Origin of the sequence: Sphingomonas sp. NY01 (genome assembly GCF_038809135.1) — a bacterium.
Classification (GTDB): Bacteria; Pseudomonadota; Alphaproteobacteria; order Sphingomonadales; family Sphingomonadaceae; genus Sphingomonas; species Sphingomonas carotinifaciens.
In genome coordinates this window covers 3,026,774-3,045,719 of record NZ_CP101722.1, presented here as the reverse complement: position 1 = coordinate 3,045,719, position 18,946 = coordinate 3,026,774, and the positions used below count along the sequence as shown (strand labels likewise).

12 protein-coding genes and 1 pseudogene are annotated in these 18,946 nt (G+C 68.1%); 8 read left to right on the top strand and 5 right to left on the bottom strand.

Annotation, left to right across the window (positions count from 1 at the left end):
- Positions 1-55 precede the first annotated feature (55 nt).
- Positions 56-1,369, bottom strand: coding sequence for an aldehyde dehydrogenase family protein (locus NPJ82_RS14725; protein WP_342657809.1), 1,314 nt, complete (start codon positions 1,367-1,369; stop codon positions 56-58).
- Positions 1,370-1,685: 316 nt separating this feature from the next.
- Between NPJ82_RS14725 and NPJ82_RS14720 the strand changes: the two genes are divergently transcribed.
- From NPJ82_RS14720 to NPJ82_RS14705, 4 genes and pseudogenes are all read left to right on the top strand, one after another.
- The gene (locus NPJ82_RS14720) at positions 1,686-3,038 is read left to right on the top strand and encodes a UDP-glucose/GDP-mannose dehydrogenase family protein (protein ID WP_112381483.1); all 1,353 of its coding nucleotides are present in this window, start codon (positions 1,686-1,688) and stop codon (positions 3,036-3,038) included.
- Positions 3,035-4,042: an SDR family NAD(P)-dependent oxidoreductase gene (locus tag NPJ82_RS14715; protein ID WP_342657808.1), complete on the top strand. Its 1,008-nt coding sequence runs from the start codon at positions 3,035-3,037 to the stop codon at positions 4,040-4,042. The genes NPJ82_RS14720 and NPJ82_RS14715 overlap by 4 nt, the downstream gene beginning before the upstream one ends.
- A 63-nt stretch (positions 4,043-4,105) precedes the next feature.
- The gene (locus NPJ82_RS14710) at positions 4,106-5,308 is read left to right on the top strand and encodes a glycosyltransferase family 4 protein (protein WP_342657807.1); all 1,203 of its coding nucleotides are present in this window, start codon (positions 4,106-4,108) and stop codon (positions 5,306-5,308) included.
- A 557-nt stretch (positions 5,309-5,865) separates the two neighbouring features.
- A pseudogene (locus NPJ82_RS14705) lies at positions 5,866-6,021 on the top strand (Flp family type IVb pilin); the annotation flags it as partial.
- Positions 6,022-6,255: 234 nt separating this feature from the next.
- Here the strand turns inward: NPJ82_RS14705 and NPJ82_RS14700 are convergent.
- The gene (locus tag NPJ82_RS14700; protein ID WP_342657806.1) at positions 6,256-6,537 is read right to left on the bottom strand and encodes a hypothetical protein; all 282 of its coding nucleotides are present in this window, start codon (positions 6,535-6,537) and stop codon (positions 6,256-6,258) included.
- Between the two features lie 253 nt (positions 6,538-6,790).
- Here NPJ82_RS14700 and NPJ82_RS14695 point away from each other — a divergent pair, with 253 nt between their 5' ends.
- The 4 genes from NPJ82_RS14695 (at position 6,791) to NPJ82_RS14680 (ending at position 11,600) form a co-directional block, all read left to right on the top strand.
- Complete coding sequence (locus tag NPJ82_RS14695; RefSeq protein WP_342657805.1) at positions 6,791-8,986, top strand: calcium-binding protein; 2,196 nt, start codon at positions 6,791-6,793, stop codon at positions 8,984-8,986.
- Positions 8,987-9,130: 144 nt separating this feature from the next.
- The gene (locus NPJ82_RS14690; protein ID WP_342657804.1) at positions 9,131-10,324 is read left to right on the top strand and encodes a glycosyltransferase; all 1,194 of its coding nucleotides are present in this window, start codon (positions 9,131-9,133) and stop codon (positions 10,322-10,324) included.
- Complete coding sequence (locus tag NPJ82_RS14685) at positions 10,321-10,881, top strand: polysaccharide biosynthesis/export family protein (RefSeq protein WP_112381478.1); 561 nt, start codon at positions 10,321-10,323, stop codon at positions 10,879-10,881. Before NPJ82_RS14690 ends, NPJ82_RS14685 begins: the two co-directional genes overlap by 4 nt.
- On the top strand, positions 10,881-11,600 hold the full coding sequence (locus NPJ82_RS14680; protein WP_342657803.1) for a hexapeptide transferase: 720 nt from the start codon (positions 10,881-10,883) through the stop codon (positions 11,598-11,600). Before NPJ82_RS14685 ends, NPJ82_RS14680 begins: the two co-directional genes overlap by 1 nt.
- A gap of 224 nt (positions 11,601-11,824) precedes the next feature.
- On the opposite strand, the gene NPJ82_RS14675 is transcribed toward NPJ82_RS14680, so the two are convergent.
- Genes NPJ82_RS14675 through NPJ82_RS14665 form a run of 3 tightly spaced genes read right to left on the bottom strand, consistent with a single transcriptional unit; the run spans position 11,825 to position 18,946 of the window.
- Entirely contained in the window at positions 11,825-16,750 is a 4,926-nt protein-coding gene (locus NPJ82_RS14675; RefSeq protein ID WP_342657802.1) for a calcium-binding protein, read from the bottom strand.
- 13 nt (positions 16,751-16,763) lie between these two features.
- Positions 16,764-18,056: an outer membrane beta-barrel protein gene (locus NPJ82_RS14670; protein WP_342657801.1), complete on the bottom strand. Its 1,293-nt coding sequence runs from the start codon at positions 18,054-18,056 to the stop codon at positions 16,764-16,766.
- On the bottom strand, positions 18,053-18,946 hold the full coding sequence (locus NPJ82_RS14665) for an endonuclease/exonuclease/phosphatase family protein (RefSeq protein WP_342657800.1): 894 nt from the start codon (positions 18,944-18,946) through the stop codon (positions 18,053-18,055). Before NPJ82_RS14665 ends, NPJ82_RS14670 begins: the two co-directional genes overlap by 4 nt.

Genomic DNA, 18,946 nt, shown 5'->3' with positions numbered 1-18,946 from the left:
CCTCATCATGGCATAGCCGTGCGATGCCAGTGGCTTGCGCCGAGCCGTGGATGGATCAGGGCAGGGCGGGCTGGCCCCCGAATCCCATATCCTCGCGCGCGCGCGCGATATCCAGAAGCGGCGGGCGGCAGACGCGGCGGGTCTGGCTCATCCGGCGGAATGCCGCCTCGCCATGCTCGCCCGCCAGCGTCAGGCCGACGGCGGCAGCGACGCGGCCGGGCAGGGCGGGGCCGTTGATCGCGATCGCCGACGATATGGTGCGCGCGAGCACCTGTTGCCGCTCGGCGGTGTCGCGGCCGAAATAGCAGATGGCGAGCGGCTGGCGCCTTTGCGTCTCGGCGATCGCCTCGTCGATCGGGGCATAGTTGCGCATCGGCAGGACGGGGCCGGCAATCTCCTCGCGCAGGATCGCCATGTCGTCGCTGGCATGGCGGACGATGTGGAGCGGCGCGCGGCCCGCGCGGGGGGCGGACACGGTCAGCACGTCGCCGCCACGGGCGCGGGCATCCGCCAGCAGCGCGTCGATGCGAGCGGTTTCCGCAGGGGTGAGCCGGCTGTCGCCGGCCTGGTCGCCGATGCGCGGGAACAGGTGGGCGGCGGCCCGGCACAGCCAGTTGCCGACCATCTCCTCCTGTTCCGCGGGCACGAGCAGGTAATCGGGGGTGAGCGGCACGCGGCCGGCCCGGACCAGCTTGGCCGCGACGATCCGCTCGGCCGCGCGGGCGAAATCGGTGGAGCGGCCGAGGATCACCGGCGTCTTGCCCGACCGGTGGATGGTGACGGCGTCGGCGCCGTCATGCCCGGCGCCATGGCCGTGCCGACTCGCCGGGCTGCTGACCACCAGGCGGTCGAAGCGCATCGCGGCAAACGCGTCGGCACCGGCGGCGATGGTCAGTTCGGCCGGGTCGAAGGCGGTTGCGACCGCGGCCGCGACCCGTTGCGCCAGATGCGGCGTGGCCGGGTCGAACCGGATCACGACGCGGTTGCCCGCCGCCAGCGCACCGGCAAGCAGGCCCATGGTGCGGCTGAGCGGCAGCGTATGCGAGGCGGCGAGGCCGACCACCCCCAAAGGCTGATAGGCGATATAGTCGTCGCCGCGCGTCATCCGGCCAAGCCAGCCGCCGGCACGCGCGGGGCGCATCCAGTCGCCGACCGAGCGTGCGGCATCCCGCAGCGTGGCGAAGGCGGGCGCGACATCGGCATGCAGCGCGGCGGTGACGTCGGGGTGGCGGCCATCGGCGACCAGCGCATGGCACAAGGCCTCCGCCTGTCCCTCCACGATGGCGGCGGCACGGGCGAGCCGGTCCTGTCGCATGGCCAGCGACACGGGCAATTCGGCAAGAAATGCAGCACGTTGTGCAAGGGTCATGATGGAGGCCGACGAGAGTGCACGCTTCTTTTACCTTAACGGCCGAACGAGGCAACATCGGGACGAGCCGTTGCACATCCTTGCCATGTTGCGTCGCAACGTTCATCTTCCCGCAAGGATTACTCCGCCGGGTTGTTGCTGACCCAGCGGTCAATAGTGTGGTTGCGTTCTCAACATCTTGAGTAATTGAGTAAAAACTTCGTTTCGCCGCCGGATTCACTCGGCTCGAAGCTACTACGTTGACGGTACGGCCCGGCACGCCGACTGTTCGCAAGCGCAGCAGAGAATACCATCTCCGAACGAGGGAGCAGACGATATGCGGATCGTGATGATCGGATCGGGTTATGTGGGCCTGGTGTCCGGCGCGTGCTTTGCCGATTTCGGCCACGACGTGGTGTGCGTCGACAAGGACGCGGCCAAGATCATGAAGCTGAAGGCCGGTGGCATTCCCATCTACGAGCCCGGCTTGGAGGATCTGGTATCCAAGAACGTGGCGGCGGGCCGGCTGTCCTTCACCACCGAACTGGCCGCCCCGGTGGCGGCGGCGGACGTGGTGTTCATCGGTGTCGGCACGCCCAGCCGCCGCGGTGACGGCCATGCCGACCTGTCCTATGTCTATGCCGCGGCGCGCGAGATCGCCGGCGCCCTGGACGGCTTCACCGTGATCGTCACCAAGTCGACCGTGCCGGTCGGCACCGGCGACGAGGTGGAGCGGATCATCCGCGAGGTGAACCCGGTCGCCGAGTTCGCCGTCGCCTCCAACCCCGAATTCCTGCGCGAAGGTGCGGCGATCGAGGACTTCAAGCGGCCCGACCGCATCGTCATCGGCATCGAGGACGAGCGCGCGCGCGGACCGATGGAGGAGGTGTACCGCCCCCTTTATCTGAACAAGGCACCGGTGCTGTTCACGCGCCGCCGGACCAGCGAACTGATCAAGTACGCCGCCAACGCGTTCCTGGCGATGAAGATCACCTTCATCAACGAGATCGCCGACCTGTGTGAAAAGGTCGGCGCGGACGTGCAGGACATCAGCCGCGGCATCGGGCTGGACAACCGGATCGGGTCCAAATTCCTCCATGCCGGCCCCGGCTATGGCGGATCGTGCTTCCCCAAGGATACACTGGCCCTGATGAAGACCGCGCAGGACCATGAGTCGCCGGTGCGCCTGATCGAGGCGACGGTGGCGATCAACGACCGCCGCAAGCGTGCCATGGCGCGCAAGGTGCTGAACGCGCTGGACGGCGACGTGCGTGGCAAGACGATCGGCGTGCTGGGCCTGACCTTCAAGCCCAACACCGACGACATGCGCGATGCGCCGTCGCTGTCGATCATCCAGGCGCTGCAGGATGCCGGCGCCACGGTGCGCGCCTACGATCCCGAGGGGATGGAGGCCGCAGCGACGATGCTGACCGGCGTCGAATATGGCCGCTCCGCCTATGACGTGGCCGAAGGCGCGTCGGCGGTGGTGCTGGTGACCGAATGGGACGCGTTCCGCGCGCTCGACTTCAAGCGGTTGAAGGAGGTCATGGCCGAGCCGGTGCTGGTCGACCTGCGCAACGTCTATCCGCCCAAGCAGATGGAGGCGCTCGGCATCCGCTATTCCAGCGTCGGGCGGCCGAGCGACAGCGAACTGGCCCGCGACGCCGAAGAGACGCTGGCAGCGGCATGACGAACCCCATCCTCGTCACGGGCGCGGCAGGCTTTGTCGGCCACGCGGTCTGCGAACGCCTCCTCGCACGCGGCGAGGCGGTGATCGGCCTCGACAATTTCAACAGCTATTACGAGGTCGCGCTGAAACAGGCGCGGGCCGCGCGGCTGGAGGGGCGTGCGGGGTTCGAAATGGTGCGCGGCGACGTGTCCGATCCGGACACAGTGTCCACGCTGGTGGCGCGGCACGGCATCCGCCGCATCGTCCACCTGGCGGCACAGGCGGGCGTCCGGTACAGCCTGGAGAACCCGTTCGCCTATGAACAGAGCAACCTGAAGGGGCATCTGGCGATCCTGGAGGCGGCGCGCCATGCGCCGGATTTCGAGCATCTCGTCTATGCCTCGTCCAGCTCGGTTTACGGCGACCGGCCGATCGGCGGCGAGGGTTTCCGCGAGGATGAGCCGTGCACCGCGCCCGTCTCGCTCTATGCCGCGACCAAGCGGTCGTGCGAGCTGATGAGCCAGTCCTACGCCAAGCTTTACGGTTTTCCGCAGAGCGGGTTGCGCTTCTTCACCGTCTATGGCCCCTGGGGCCGGCCGGACATGGCCTATTTCGGCTTTACCCGAAAGATATTGGCGGGCGAGCCGATCGAGGTGTTCGGCGAGGGGAAGATGGCACGCGACTTCACCTATATCGACGACATCGTCGACGGGGTGGTGGGCGTGCTGGACCGGCCGGCGGCGCGCGGTGAGAACCGGCTGCTCAACATCGGCGACTGCAATCCGGTCGGCCTGATGGAGATGATCGCCACGCTGGAAAATGCGCTCGGCGTGCCGGCGATCAAGCAGATGCGGCCGATGCAGCCGGGCGACGTGACCGCGACCTATGCCGACATCTCGGCGATCGCGGCGCTGACCGGATACAGTCCCAAGGTGCCGCTGGCGCAAGGGATCGCCCGCTTCGCCGACTGGTATCTGAACACCTATGATCGTTGGGAAAGGCCGCCGGTGGCTGCCGTCGCCTGATCCCCGAACAATGCAATCTGGGGGCAGGTGCGATGGGGCGGGAACCGATGCAGGAGTTTGACCATGGTGCAGCGTGCAAGCGCGCATAGCGGTGATGCGACCGAACCGACGATCTGCGTGACGGGCCTGCGTGGCTTCCCGAACGTGATGGGCGGGGTGGAAAGCCATTGTGAGGAATTGCTGCCGCGGATCAAGGCGTTGTGGCCGGCGCACACCTCCGTCGTGCTGGGGCGCGCCGGATATCTGCCCGAGAAGCGCAGCGTGTTCAAAGGCGTGGAGATGGTCGGCGTGCCGTGCCCGCGCCAGAAGCATCTGGAAGCGATACTGGCGACGCTGGTCGCGGTCGTCATGGCGTGGCGGCAGGGTGCCAGCCTCATGCATATCCACGCGATCGGGCCGGGGCTGATGGCGCCGCTGGCGCGCCTGCTGGGCCTGCGCGTCGTGGTGACCCATCACGGCACCGATTATCACCGGGCCAAATGGGGCATCGTCGCCAAAACGGCCTTGCGCTTCGGCGAGTGGCTGGCGCTGACCTTTGCGCACCGGATCATCGCGGTGTCGCCGTCGCTGGCGCGGCAGTTGCGCGAAACCTTTCCGGCGCGGGCCGACGACATCCATTATATCCCCAACGGCGCGCCCGAGCTGCCGCGCGATGCGGACCCGAAGCTGGTGCTTGAGCGGCTGGGCATCGACGGGCCGTTCCTGCTGGCGGTGGGCCGGCTGGTGCCCGAAAAGGGGCTGCACGACCTGATCGAGGCGTTCGAGCGGTCGTCCTGTACGGCCAAGCTGGTGATCGTCGGTGCAGCGGATCATCAGGATCAGTATGCGAAGTCGCTGCTGGCCCGCGCGGGCGAACGGGTGGTGTTCGCCGGCGTCCAGTCTCGCGCCACGCTGCGATGCCTGTACGAGCGGTGCACCCTGTTCGTCATGCCCTCCTATCACGAAGGCCTGCCGATCGCCGCGCTGGAGGCGGCGAGTTGCGGGGCCAAGATGCTGCTGAGCGATATTCCGGCGTGCCGGGATATCGGGCTGTCGGCGCGCAACTATTTCCCGACCGGCGACGTGGATGTGCTGACCGAGCGGCTGAACGAGGATTGCGGGCCGTTGGCGATCGACCATGGCCAGATCCGGCGCCGCTTTTCATGGGACAAGGCGGCGCAGGAGACGATGACGGTATACCGGGCCGCGCTGAGCGCCGATGCCGAGCCGAACGCGGCGCCCGAGGCGGCGCGGGCCGAATGGGACGAGCGCCCCGCACGGACCTGAGTATCGGCGCGGTGTGGTCTTGCGCGTGACTATCCTCGACGCGTCCGTCCGTCCGTCTTGGTGAGATTACAGCAGGACGATGAATGCCCTTCGATATTGCCGGCGGGCGTCGATATTCGATGGGCGCGCCATTGTGAGAAGGGTGGCAGGTAATATCGCCTGAACACAATCACATAATACGTATATGTGACAATCGCAGGCAAGAACCTGCGGTAATTATGTAAGATGACAATAAATGAAAACTCCGGCCTCGACCTTTGAGTCGAGACAGGAGCCTGTGATGTTTCCCGCTTCGGAAGCATGGGAGACCAGATGCTATGTGGTCCTTCCAAGGCTGGCAAGATTGCTGGGTCTTAAAAACGCAAAAAAATAATTTTGTACAATAATTTGCAGAGAAAGCATGTATTTAATAGTTGTGTGTTCATGCTAAGTATTGATGATAGATGCCCGTAATCAGCATTTTATGCTTCTATTAACTGGCCAGGCATAGACAAATCATCGCTTTCCGGAGTTTCCGGCCAAGCTGAATGCTGATGATCTTGAAACTGGAGCCAGCCATGCAAGCACTTCGTGCTTTTCTGAAGAACAACAAGGGCGCGACGGCCATCGAATATGGCCTGATCGCTGCCCTGATCGCGGTTGCCGCGATCGCTGCAATGTCGTCGCTGGGCAACAATCTCACCAAGACCTTTAACAACGTCAGTAGCAACCTTGGTGACAAGGGCGCCGGCGGTGGCGCCGGCGGTGGCGCCGGCGGTGGTGAAGGTGGTGGTGAAGGCGGTGGTGAAAGCTGATAACAGCCTAGACAACTTACAGCCATATTAGCCTGAACTTACTTTTCGGGCGCCGGATCAACGATCCGGCGCCCATTCTCCTGCCGGTCTTGCATACTGGCTGGTTACCCGGACATCCGCGTCAGGATATGCCGATGGCCTTACTTGTGATCTTCAGAGCCGGTAGCGTCCGATACATAGGTGTATGGCGCCACGGTCGGCAGGGGCTACCGGTCCCTTGATCCTTACGCGATCAGCGAGCATCCGCGCCTCTGCGATCATCGGGCGCCATGCATCTTCCGCCCATTCCCAACTGCGTATGCGCCATGCGTCACCGTCCGGCGTGATGTCGAAGGGCGGGCGCTCCTCCAGCATCGCGGCGTCGGCTTCGGCGGTCAGCGATGCGGCGCCGGCAAGAGCCGGAACGGCGGCGAGCAGCGTGCGGCGGTTCATCATCGGGGACCTCCACGATCCATATAGGTTAACGCGCTGAAATCCATGCGTATATACCCACCCGAAAGGGCTATGATCTAGATCAGGCTTCGGGGGTGGGCAGCAGTGTCATCGCGCATCGGCAACGAGCGCGCCATGGGGCCGCGGCTGACCGGCTTGTCCGCGCGACCGATCGCCAGAACAGAACAGCAGCAGCATCGAGCGGCGGCGGCACGAGCCTTTCATGTCTCATGCACGCACGGGGTCTGTTGAAGTCATGGCTAATTTCTACGTCTCGCCGACCGGGGCCGGCGACAGGAGCGGCAAGGATATCGCCAATGCCGCATCGATCGGATCGATGAACACGCTGATCGGCAAGGCCGGCCCGGGCGGGCAGGTGCTGATGATCGCGGACCAGGGGGCCTATAAGCCCGCTGGCATCATCGGCATTTCGAAGGGGGGCGCCGATGGTGCGCCGGTAACGATCCGCGGGATCGATTCCAAGGGCGTGGCGATGGAAGCGCATATCGTGGGTACGCGCGATACGAGCTGGACCGCAGGCGATGCGCAAGGGGCCGAGATCTTCAAGCTGGGCGCAGGTGCCAGCCATCTGGTGTTCGAGGATCTGCAGATCGACCATGCCGGCACCGCGTTCCGGGTTACCGCGGATATCGCGAACCTGACCATCCAGCGGGTGGATGCGGCTAATGTCGGTCGCTTCTTCGAAAATCTGGCGAGCGGATCGAGCGCAACCGCGACGATCGCGGGGCTGACCATTCGCGACGTCGATGTGACGGGCTTCTCGCGCACCGCAATCCGCCTGCAATATGACACGCATGACGTGGACGTGGCGGGCGTCACCATCGACATGGCCGGGCAGACGGGGGACGGCATGCCGGCCGGCATCCATCTGGACGGCACCGTGCACGGGGTGACGGTGCGCGGCGTGACGGTGGAGAATGTGCTGAGCACCACCGGCGGCTATCTGAACGGCGACGGCTTTGCGTCGGAGCGCGGCGTGTACGACGTGGCGTTCATCGACACGGTGGCGCGCGGCAACAGCGATGGCGGCTATGATCTGAAGTCGGAGAACACCACGCTGCTGCGTACCCTGTCGGAGGAGAATGGGCGCAACTACCGGCTATGGGGATCGGCGACGCTGACCGATGCGGTTGGGCGCAATCCGGTGTGGCGCGGGGGATCGTCGGAGCAGAACCAGCTGTGGCTGGACAGCGCGGCCAAGGTGACGGTGAACGGCGGCAGTTTCGAGGATGCGGGATCGCGCACCAAGGTGATTTCGTCCACCGGGCAACTGGTGCTGAAGGACGTGGCGATCACGCATTCGGACCTGGCGACGGTGATGACCAAGGCGAGCGAGGCGGGGCTGTCCGGCTGGGACAGCGTGACCGAGACGGTGGTCGCCGATGCCGGACCTGCCTCGGCGGGGCGGACGACCTTCGAGCCGGCGCACGGCGCGGTGGTCGCGCCGCCGCCCCCGGTTGCTGACGCTCTGGTCGGCACGCTGGGCGGTGATGTGTTCCGGATCGATCATGACGGCGACCGCATCACCGAAGGGGCCGGTGGCGGGCACGACCGGGTGGAGGTGACGCTAAATGCCTACACACTGGGCGCGAATCTGGAGGATATGGCGCGGATTGGTGGGGGGGCGTTTGCGGGTACGGGCAATGCGCTGGCCAATGTGCTGACCGGGGGAGCGGGCGACGACCGGTTGAGCGGGCTGGACGGCAATGATGTGCTGGAAGGGGGCGAGGGACGGGACACGTTGCTGGGCGGCAATGGGGTCGACGTACTGAACGGGGGGAGGGGCGACGATGTGCTGACCGGCGGGTGGCAGGGGGATACGCTGGCCGGCGGGGCGGATGACGACGTGCTGATCGGCGATGTCGACTGGGTGAACGGCAAGGGGGCGAACGACGCGCTGGACGGCGGAGCGGGCGACGACCGGGTGATGGGCGATGCCGTGACGCTGTATGGCAGCGGCAAGGGCGGTAATGATCAGGTGGAGGGCGGCGCAGGGGACGACGTGCTGTTCGGCGATGCGGTCACGATGAAGGACAAGGCGGCGGGCGGCGCGGACGTGCTGAGCGGTGGCGACGGCGACGACTGGCTGTACGGCGACGCGCAGTTCTGGACGGCGGGCACGAAGGGCGGCGCGGACCGGCTGGACGGCGGCGCCGGTGACGATCACCTGATCGGCGGGGGCGGCGACGACCGGCTGACCGGCGGCGCGGGGGCGGACTGGTTCGTCTTTGCGCCGGGATCGGGCAAGGACGTGGTGACCGACTTCGCGCACGGCGATGGCGACCGCATCGACCTGGCGGCGTTCCACACCGGTTTCGACCGGTTGCACTGGACCGATACCGCCGATGGCGTGCGCCTGACCCTGGGCAGCGACACCGTGCTGTTGCAGGGGGTGCACACGCTGACCGCCGGAGACCTGTTCTTCGGTTGAGCTGCAAGCCCTTGGGATCGATGGCGATTAGGTGAACCGCCCCGTTGCGGCGGTGGAACGGGTTGGCCGTGGTGCACCGCAGCATCGGCGCGTGATAGGCTTGCAAGATCGGTGGCCCCCGGGCCCCGCTTGCGAGGAGGCACGATGCCGGAAAAGAAACGGGTCCTGTTCGTCATTAACTCGCTGGCCGGGGGCGGGGCGGAGCGGGTGCTGACCACGCTGCTTGCCGGGTCGGCCGCCTGGGCGGAACGCTACGACCTGCATCTGGCGCTGCTGGATGACGATCCGCGTGCGTATGGCGTGCCCGACTGGGTGCGGGTGACGCAGCTCGATGCGCGGCATGGATTGAAGGCGAGCCTGACGCAGCTTCGTGCGGCGGTGGGGCGGATCGATCCGGCGGTGTCGTTGAGCTTCCTGACTCGCGCCAACGTCGCCAACGCCTTTGCGATGGCGGGCCGGCGGCGGCCATGGCTGATCAGCGAGCGGGTGAATACCTCGGCCCATCTGGGGCGGGGTGCGGGCGCGATGGCGGCGCGGGCGATGGTGCGGCTGTCCTATCCGCGGGCGCGGCATGTGATCGCGGTGTCGGACGGGGTGGCGGACGATCTGGTCGCCAATTTCGGGGTGAGGCGCGACCGGGTATCGGCGATCGCCAACCCGGTGGATCACGACACGATCCTGGCGCGCGCAGGCGAGGCGGCGGGCTTCGTCCCCGCCGGGCCCTATGTGGTCGCGGTCGGGCGGCTGATGCCGAACAAGAATTTCGCGATGCTGCTGGACGCCTATGCCCGCGCCGCCATTCCGGCACGGCTGGTGATCCTGGGCGAAGGACCGGAGCGCGCGGCCCTGGAGGCGCAGGCCGCGCGGCTGGACATCGCCGACCGGGTGGACATGCCCGGTTTCGTCGACAATCCGTTCGCGATCCTGGCGCGCGCAGAGATGTTCGCGTTGCCGTCCAATGCGGAAGGGTTCCCCAACGGGCTGGTCGAGGCGATGGCGTGCGGGTTGCCGGTGGTGGCGACCAACTGCGCGTCCGGGCCGTCCGAGATTCTGGCGAACCGTGCGCGGAGCGCGGTGACGGGGCCGATGGACGTGCCCGCCGGCGCGCTGGTGCCGACCGACGATGCGGCGGCCTTTGGTGCGGCGTTGCAGGCGGTGTTCGCCGAGCCGCGGCGGCGTGCGGCGGGCGTGGCGGCGCGGACGCGGTCGCAGGATTACGGCGTGGCGCAGGCGACGGCGCGCTACTGGGCGCGGATCGAGGCGGCACTGGTGCCGCGCGGACGGCCGGTCCCCGCCCCTTCTGGAGAAATGATCTTGCGTTCGGGAGTGTCGCGATGACGCGTGCGATGGTGATGATGGCGGCGGCGCTGATGATGCTGCCGGCCTGTTCGGGACAGCGGCCGGTGGCGGGGGCAGGCACCGCGCCGCCGCCCGCAACCGCCTTCACCCTGTCGCCGGGCGACAAGGTGAAGATCGCCACCTATGGCGAGGCGTCGCTGACCGGGGATTACGAGGTTTCGCCGGCGGGCACGATCGCCTTTCCATTGATCGGCGACGTGAAGGCCGCGGGGCTGGGGCCGGAGGCCCTGTCGCAGGCGATCCAGGCGCGATTGAAGGCGGGATACCTGCTGGAGCCCAAGGTGTCGGTGCAGGTCGCCAGCTATCGCCCGATCTACATCCTGGGCGAGGTGAAGAAGCCGGGCGAATATCCCTTCACCCAGGGGCTGACGATCCGCGGCGCGGTCGCCAAGGCGGACGGCTTCACCTACCGCGCGAACGAGAAGCGCGTGTTCCTGAAGCGCGCTGGTGACGCCGGGGAGACCATCTATCCGCTGTCCGCCGACTTCCCCGTGTTGCCGGGCGATACCATCCGTTTTGCAGAAAGGTATTTCTGATGGACGCGACGATAGGCACGCTGGACCGCGATGTCGTGCTGGGTACGCCAGCCGGGGCGGTGGACAGCAACGAGACGGGCAAGCCGCACGATCGCGGGTGCATCGTCAGCTTCGCCAAGCTGCGCGCAGTGCTGGCCGCGGACCTGTACCGCTATGCGGGGCGCACGTCGGCGAACGCGTTCGCGAAGCATTACCTGTTCACGCCGGGGTTCAAATATACCGTGCTGATGCGCACCGCCGGCTGGCTGCGGCTGAAGCCGGCCAAGGCGCTGGGCCTGTATCCGCTGGCCAAGCTGATGCTGCTGCGCGCGCGCTACAAATATGGCTTTGCGATCCCCGAATATACCGAGATCGGGCCGGGGCTGTTCCTGAACCGGTTCGGCGGCTTCTACTTTCACGGCGACGCGAAGGTGGGCAGCAACGTCAACGTGACGCACGGCGTGGTGCTGGGCTTCATGAACCGGGGGCGCGGCGCGGGCGCGCCGGTGGTGGGTGACCGGACATTCATCGGGTCGGGCGCCAAGATCATCGGCGGGCTGGCGATCGGCGCGGATGCCGCGGTCGGCGCGAATGCGGTGGTGACCAAGGACGTGCCAGAGCGCGGGGTGGTCGGGGGGATACCGGCGAAGCTTTTGTCCACGCAAGGGTCGGAGGGGTATATCAACCGAATGGCGCCGGCCGCGATGCTGGCGCGGTGCGAGGGGGCGTTTCGGGGGTAGATGACTGCCCTCTCCCGACCGGGAGAGGGAGGGGACCCGCGGCGAAGCCGTGGGGACGGTGAGGGGTAGACCAGCAGTGCTGCGCTGCTTGGCGGCTCCTCACCCTCCCATCGCTACGCGACGGGCCCCTCCAGCATCAGGTCGTCCATGCCCCCGGCATGGACTAAACAGCGCGGGGCGCTGTTTACCTGATGCTCCCCTCCGGGGAGAGGGGCTTTACAGGCTTACCCGAAGAAGAGGTCGCCCTGTTGCAGGGTGGTGACGCCGCGCAGGAAGATGGTGTCGGTGTCGCCCAGCGATATCGTCAGGCCGGCGGAGGACGCCGTGTAGTGCAGCGTGTCGAAGGAAAGGCCGTGGCCGCTGAGGTCGATCACGTCACCGTCGCTGCGGGTGAAGTCGGTGATCGTGTCGCGGCCGAAGCTGCCGGCGAAGACGAAGCGGTCGGCCCCGGTGCCGCCGGTCAGCGTATCGGCGCCGCCGCGCGATCCCGCCGCCATGGTGACCGCGTCGCCATAAAGGATGTCGTCGCCCGCACCGCCGTCAAGCGTGTCTCCGCCACCGATCGCGCCGGTGGCAAAGGTCTCGCCATCGCCGATCAGCACGTCGTTGCCCGCGCCTCCCGTCAACCGGTCGTCCGCGCCGCGGCCCGAGGCGGTAAAGGCGGTGCCGTCGCCGACCAGCCAGTCGTCGCCGTCGCCACCATCGAGCACATCCTTGGCCGCCAGTGAGGATATCCAGTCGGTATCGCCGATCAGCCGGTCGTTGCCCGCGCCCCCATAGAGACGATCGGCCTGCTGGCCGCCCACCAGCCAGTCGTCGCCGGCGTCGCCGTATAGCGCATCCTCGTTCTTGCCGCCGTCGAGCCGGTCCTGGCCGTCGCCGCCGTACAGCGTATCATTGCCATCGTCGCCGAACAGCGTGTCGTTGCCGGCCGCGCCCGACAGGATGTTGGCGGCGGCGCTGCCGTTCAGCACGTCGGACTGCGCGCCGCCGGTGGCGTTTTCGATGCTGACCAGCCGGTCCCCCTCCGCATCGCCGCCGCTGGCGGTGGCATAGCGCAGGTTGATCGTGACGGCACCGAGCGAGCCGGTATAGTCGGCGGTGTCGAGGCCGGTGCCGCCGTCGAGCAGGTCGGCACCGGCCGCGCCGCGCAGGATGTCGTTGCCGGCGCCACCGGACAGCGTATCGCCGCCGGTGCGGCCGACGATCAGGTTGCTTTCTCCGTTGCCGGTCAGGGTGGCCGCGACGGTGCCGGTATAGACCAGCTCCTCGACATGGTCGGGGAGCAGATAGGTGGCCGCCGCCGTGCGCACCCGGTCGGTGCCGCCGCCGGCCAGTTCGATCACCTGATCGCCAGCCTCATAGACGACATATTGGTCGTTGCCGGCGCCGCCGGTCATGATGTCGTTGCCCGCACCGCCATCGAGCAGGTCGTCGCCGCCGCCGCCGACCAGCGTGTCGTTGCCGCCGCGGCCGTAGAGCGTGTCGGCGACCAGCGGATCGTCGTTGCCGGTGATGGTGTCGGCATAGTTGGAGCCGACCACGGTTTCGATGCCAAAGAGCCGGTCGCCCTCCGCCTCGCCGCCGGTGTTGACGTTGGTCTGCAGGTTGACGGTGATCGCGGACGACTTGGTGTAATCCGCCTGATCGCGGCCGCCGCCGCCGACGAGCAGGTCCGCGCCGAGGCCGCCGACCAGCTTGTCGTCCCCGTCCAGCCCGTACAGCGCATCGTCGCCGGTGCTGCCATAGATCGCATTGTCGAGGGCGTTGCCGATGCCGGTGAAGCTGCCCCATGCGGTGTAGCTGAGATCCTCGACATGGTCGGCCAGCGTCAGCGCGTTGAGCGTGGTGCGGACGATATCAGTGCCGCCGCCCTCTGTCTCGATCACCTGGTCTTCGGGTGCATCGACGACATAGGCGTCGTTGCCGGTGCCGCCGATCATGACATCGGCACCCGCCCCGCCATCCAGCGTGTCGTTGCCGGCGCCGCCCTCCAGCCGGTTGGCGCCTGCGTCGCCGACCAGCGTATCGGCAAGGGCGCTGCCGATCACCGCCTCCATTCCGGTCAGGCTGTCGCCGGCCGCGTCGCCGCCCGTATGGATGTTGGTGGCGAGATTGATGCGCACCGCCGCCGTGCTGGCGCTGTAATCGGCGGTGTCGAAGCCGGCGCCGCCGTTCAGCAGGTCGGCGCCGGCGCCGCCGGTGAACCACTGGTCGTTGGCATCGCCGGTCAGCGTGTCGGCGAACTGCGTGCCGATAAAGCGTTCGATGCCGGAGAAGCGGTCGCCCGCCGCCTCGCCGCCAGTGCTGGTGCCGGTGGCGAGATCGATGGCGATGGCGACGGCGTTGCGGGAATAGTCGACGGTATCAAAGCCGGCGCCGCCGGTCAGCGTGTCCGCGCCGGCGCCGCCATCCAGCAGGTCGTCGCCGTCGCGCCCGTCGATCAGGTCGTCGCCGTCGCCACCGTGCAGCGCATCGGCGCCGAGGCCGCCCGCCAGCGTGTCGGCGAAGGCCGAGCCGCGGACCGCCTCGATACCGACCAACCGGTCGCCCTGCGCATCGCCGCCGCCTTGCGTGTCGAGCGCGAGGTCGATCTGCACCGCGGTGGCGGCGGTGCCGTAATCGGCGGTGTCGAAGCCGTCGCCGCCATCGAGCAGATCGGCACCGGCGCCGCCGGTCAGCGTGTTGGCACCGGCATCGCCGTAGAACGCGTCGTCGTGCGCCGAGCCGATCAGGTCCTCGATACCGATCAGCGTATCGCCATCGGAGGCGGTGCCCGTGCGCAGGTCGACGGTCATGCCGGTGGCGCTGTCCGAATAGTCGGCGGTGTCGCGGCCGGCACCGCTATCGAGCCGGTCGGCGCCACCGCGCCCGGCAAGGCGATCGTCGCCCCCGCCGCCGAACAGCGCATTGTCGAACGCGTCGCCGGCCAGCATATCGGTGCCGGTGGTGCCGATCACATTCTCGATGCCCGCGAGCGTGTCGCCATCGCCGCCGGTGCCGGTGGCGAGATCGACGGCGACGGCGGCATCGCTGCTGTAATCCACCGTGTCGATGCCGTCGCCACCGGTGATCCTGTCCGCGCCGGTGCCGCCGACGAACCAGTTGGCGCCCGCGTCGCCAGTGAGCGTGTCGGCGAAGGCGGAGCCGACAAGCCGCTCGATGCCAAGGAAACGGTCGCCTTCGGCATCGCCGCCAAGGCCGGTGCCGGTGGACAGGTCGACGGCAACGCCGGTCAAGCTGTCCGAATAGTCGGCGGTGTCGAGGCCGTCGCCACCGATCAGCGTGTCGGCGCCGGCCCCGCCGACCAGCATGTCGTCGCCGCCGCGCCCGTCGATCAGGTCGTCGCCACCAGCGCCGTCCAGCGTGTCGCCGCCGGCCCCGCCGAGCAGCGCATCGCCAAAGGCGGAGCCGGCGATCGCCTCGATCCCCAGAAGCGTGTCGCCGGCCGCATCGCCGCCGGTGGCGGTACCGGCGGCGAGGTCGATCGCGATGGCGGCCGCGCTGTCGCGGTACTCCGCCAGGTCGTAGCCGGCACCGCCGTCGAGAAGGTCGGCGCCGGCACCGCCAGCCAGGATGTCGTCCCCTGCGCCGCCCGACAGCCGGTCGTCGCCGGCATTGCCATGGAGGCGGTTGGCGGCGGCGTCGCCGGTCAGGGTATCGGCGAATGCGGAGCCCTCCACATCCTCGAACCCGTCATACAGGTCGCCGTAAGCGTCGCCGCCACGGGCCGACAGGTGCGACAGGTCGATGGTCACGCCGGCCGCGCTGCCAGCATAGCTCAGCCGGTCGCGGCCGGCGCCGCCGACCAGAATGTCCTCGCCCGCGCCACCCTCGATCACGTCGTCGCCGGCATCGCCGACCAGCATGTCGTCGCCCGCGCCGCCGTCGATCCGGTCGTCGCCCGCCCCGCCCAGTGCCATGTCGTCGCCGTCGCCGGTGGACAGGGTATCGGCGGTGGCGGTGCCGGTGACGAGGTCGGCAGCGGGGGTGCCGGTAGCGGCCGGGGCGCGGGAGTCGGTTTGGGTCAGGGTGGCGCCGGTGCCGCGCTTGACCAGGGTGGAGCCGGGGCCGGTGGAGAGGCCGGCATCGATGACGGTGAGGCGGCCGCCCCGCTCGGCGAGGTTGAAGACGGTGGGGGAGCCGGGATCGCCGATCAGCGCGCCGTCGATGGAGGCGCTGGCGTTCGCGCCGAGCCAGACATGCTCGCGGTTGCCGCCGGGGGTGGGGGCGCCGGCGTCGAGGCTGACGATGTCGCTCAGTTGCGCGTTGGTGCCCCACAGGCGGATGTTGCGCCCGTTGCCCGAGACGATCGCGCCGTCGACGACGATATTGTCGGTCTTGAGGTCGAGGCCGCCGTCGGAGTTGCCGGTGGCGATGATGTCGCGAAGGGAAATGTTGTAGGTGCCGCGTTCGGTGGCGAAGCCGTCGCCGTTGCGATAGTCGTTCACCGTGTCGAGGGCGTTGCGCATCGCGACGCGCTCCACCGTCACGTCGTGCGCGGTGCCGTCGAGATGAAGGCCGATCGCGAAATTGTCGCCGTCCTGAAACCTGCTGTCGGCGCGCACATCCTGGATGAGGATGTTGGAACTGTCATACTGGACGCGGATCGCGCCCTTGGAATAGCCGGCGATGTCCACGTCGCGGATGGTGAGCGTATCGATCGTCGCGCTGGTGTTCGCGCCCGAGGCGATGTCGTCGAAGAAGCGCGCGACGTTGGTGGCGGCGATCCCCTGCACGGTCAGGTCGGCGATGTCGGCACCGACGCGAAAGGCGGTACCGACATTGTCGAAGGCGAGGTCGCGGAAGACGAGATGGTCGGCGCCGTCCAGCAGGCGCATCACCTCCTCGCCACTGGGGTTGGCGGGGTCGAAGGGGGCGGGGCGGCTGCCGGTGATGGTGGCGTCCATCGGGTTGCCCGCCGAGTCGACGCCGCGAATGGTGACGGGCAGCCCCTCGCGGCCGCCCGCGACGATGGAGAGCGCATCGGCGGGCGCGGTGTAGGCGCCCTGGTCCGCGATCAACCGCACCTCGCCACCAGGGCCGGCGGCGGCGATCAGCTTTGGCAGGTCGGCGAGCGTGGCGGCGTCGGCGGCGCTCGACCCGTTGCCCGAACCGCTGCCCGTGGGCGAGATGTAGAGTACCGGCATGCCCGTTATCCTCTTATAATCCCAGGAAGGTTACCCCCACGGAGATGCGATTGTCGGCGAAGTTGCGGCCGGCGTTGAGGCCGCTGCTCGATTGGGTGCGGCGTTGCACGTCGGCGCGCAGTTGCAGGCGGTGGTTGACCGAATAGGTGGCGCTGGTGCGCAGCGTCCAGCGGTCGTCATCCCGCTCGATGCCCGAAAAGTCGCGCTTTTCCAGTTCGGCCCCGGCGGACAGGATCAGGCTGCGCAGCAGTTCGTAATCGGCGCGCAGCGACGTGGTGGTCTTGAGATAGGCGGTGGCGCCGATGATCCCCGTCTCGCTGACGCTGCGATCGATCGCGCCGGTGATCGTGACCAGCGAGGACAGGAAATAGGCCAGCTCGCCGCGGATCAGGAAGCCGGAGACGTCCTGGAAGAAGGGATCGTCGTAATCCTGTTGCAGATAGCCGGCGCGCAGCGAGCCGCGCATCTTGCGGCCCAGTTCGAAGCTGGAGCCGGCGGCGAGTTCCCAGCCGGTGGAGCTGCGCGCAGGCACGGGGCCGAGGCGGGTGCGGTAATCGCGGACATTGTACGATCCGGCGATGAACAGCGCGACACTGGGGTTCAGCGCATATTCGCCGATGCCGGTGCCGGTATAGGTGGTGCGGTCGCGGAAATCCTGGTCGACCACGTCGCCCAGCGTGTTCACCTCGTCGCGGTAGTCGCGCCGCTCGATGCTGCCGATCCCCTGGAGGCGCAGGCGGTTGAAGCTGCGGGTATAGGCGGCGGTCCCCTCCGTCACGGTGAAGCGGACGGGGCGGATAACCTGTTCGGGACTGTCGGGCGAGACGCGTTCCTGAAGAAAGCGGCCATGCGCCAGCGACACGTTCAGCCGGTTGTCGCGGCTGATCGTGTAGTTCGCCGAGGCGCCGAGATTATACTGGGTGGCGTTTTCGGTGGTGCGGTCGGCGTAGCGGAGCAGGTCGAGCTCGCCCGACAGGTTGAGGCGCAGGGTTTCCGACGGCCGTGTGACCGAGACGCGCGGGCGGATGCGGACATAGGCGTCGCCGATCTCGCGCCCGGACGGCTGCGCGTAGATATTGTCGTCATAGCCGGCGCCGATCGCGATGCGGGGCAGCACCTCCAGCGCGCCGATCCGCGCGGGCTGGGGCGTGTATTCGGGGTGGTTGCGTTCCAGCACGCTGGTGTTGCGATCACGGCCGAAGGGATTTTCGGCGGCGACCGACCCGAGCCCGTCGGTGGCGTCGGACTGCTGCGCGTGCGCGGGGAGCGCGACCGCGATGCAGGATAGGGCGAGCCAGCGCTTCATCGGCGGCCGATCCGAACCAGCAGGGGATAATGGTCCGAGCCGGTGGCGGGCAGGCGGCGGGCATCGGCGAGGCCCCAGTCGGGCCCGGCATAAAGATGGTCGATGGGCAGCACCGGCACCGGCCGGCGCCAGCTCGCCAGGCTGCGGGTGAAGCGGGTGAGGGGGGCCAGCGCGGCGTCCTGTTCCCGCATCGCCGCGGCCCAGGGGGTCAGGTTCATGTCGCCCGCGACGATCCAGTCGTCATGCGGCACCCCGGCCAGGGCCAGCGCGAGTTCGGCGCGGCGTTTCGCCTGTTCGGGGCCGGGATGCACGTAATGGAGGGTGGCGACGGTGAAGGCGGGGGCGCCCGGCGGCTGGATGCGCGCCCAGAGCAGCGGCGGGCCGAAGCTGTGTCCGGCATGATCCTTCAGGAAATAGTCGCGTTCGCCGATCGGCCAGCGCGACAGGATGGCAAGTTCGCAATCGGCCGGGCAATCGGTGGCGTAGGGCAGGCTCTGGCGCAACGCGGCGAGCATCGGGCGGAAGGTGCCGTTCGCCTCCTGCAACAGCACCACGTCCGGATGTGCATCGAGGATCGTCTGCGCGGTTTCGGCCGGATCGGGATTGTCGTGCCAGACATTGTGGGTGACGATGCGGACCTGTGCCGCGCGGGCCGCGGGGATGGGGCGCGTCCATTCGGGCAGCACCGCGACCCCGACCGGGATCAGCGCCAGTACCGACAGGGCGAGGGCGGCGCGGGTGCGGGCCAGCAGCAGGCCGAGCAGCACCGCCACCCCGAAGAGCGGCATGAACGACGCAAAGGTGTCGAGCGCGACCACCCAACGGCCGGCAAAGGCGGTGCAGGCGGCCAGCAGGCCAGCCGCGACCAGCAGCAGCCCGATCAAACGCAT

Bases quoted from the DNA above. Each gene is read 5' to 3' on its own strand.
- NPJ82_RS14710 (WP_342657807.1), top strand. From the start codon at position 4,106: ATGGTGCAGCGTGCAAGCGCGCATAGCGGTGATGCGACCGAACCGACG.
- NPJ82_RS14670 (WP_342657801.1), bottom strand. From the start codon at position 18,056: ATGAAGCGCTGGCTCGCCCTATCCTGCATCGCGGTCGCGCTCCCCGCG.
- NPJ82_RS14700 (WP_342657806.1), bottom strand. From the start codon at position 6,537: ATGATGAACCGCCGCACGCTGCTCGCCGCCGTTCCGGCTCTTGCCGGC.
- NPJ82_RS14680 (WP_342657803.1), top strand. From the start codon at position 10,881: ATGGACGCGACGATAGGCACGCTGGACCGCGATGTCGTGCTGGGTACG.
- NPJ82_RS14685 (WP_112381478.1), top strand. From the start codon at position 10,321: ATGACGCGTGCGATGGTGATGATGGCGGCGGCGCTGATGATGCTGCCG.
- NPJ82_RS14675 (WP_342657802.1), bottom strand. From the start codon at position 16,750: ATGCCGGTACTCTACATCTCGCCCACGGGCAGCGGTTCGGGCAACGGG.
- NPJ82_RS14720 (WP_112381483.1), top strand. From the start codon at position 1,686: ATGCGGATCGTGATGATCGGATCGGGTTATGTGGGCCTGGTGTCCGGC.
- NPJ82_RS14725 (WP_342657809.1), bottom strand. From the start codon at position 1,369: ATGACCCTTGCACAACGTGCTGCATTTCTTGCCGAATTGCCCGTGTCG.
- NPJ82_RS14695 (WP_342657805.1), top strand. From the start codon at position 6,791: ATGGCTAATTTCTACGTCTCGCCGACCGGGGCCGGCGACAGGAGCGGC.
- NPJ82_RS14665 (WP_342657800.1), bottom strand. From the start codon at position 18,946: ATGCGTTTGATCGGGCTGCTGCTGGTCGCGGCTGGCCTGCTGGCCGCC.
- NPJ82_RS14715 (WP_342657808.1), top strand. From the start codon at position 3,035: ATGACGAACCCCATCCTCGTCACGGGCGCGGCAGGCTTTGTCGGCCAC.
- NPJ82_RS14690 (WP_342657804.1), top strand. From the start codon at position 9,131: ATGCCGGAAAAGAAACGGGTCCTGTTCGTCATTAACTCGCTGGCCGGG.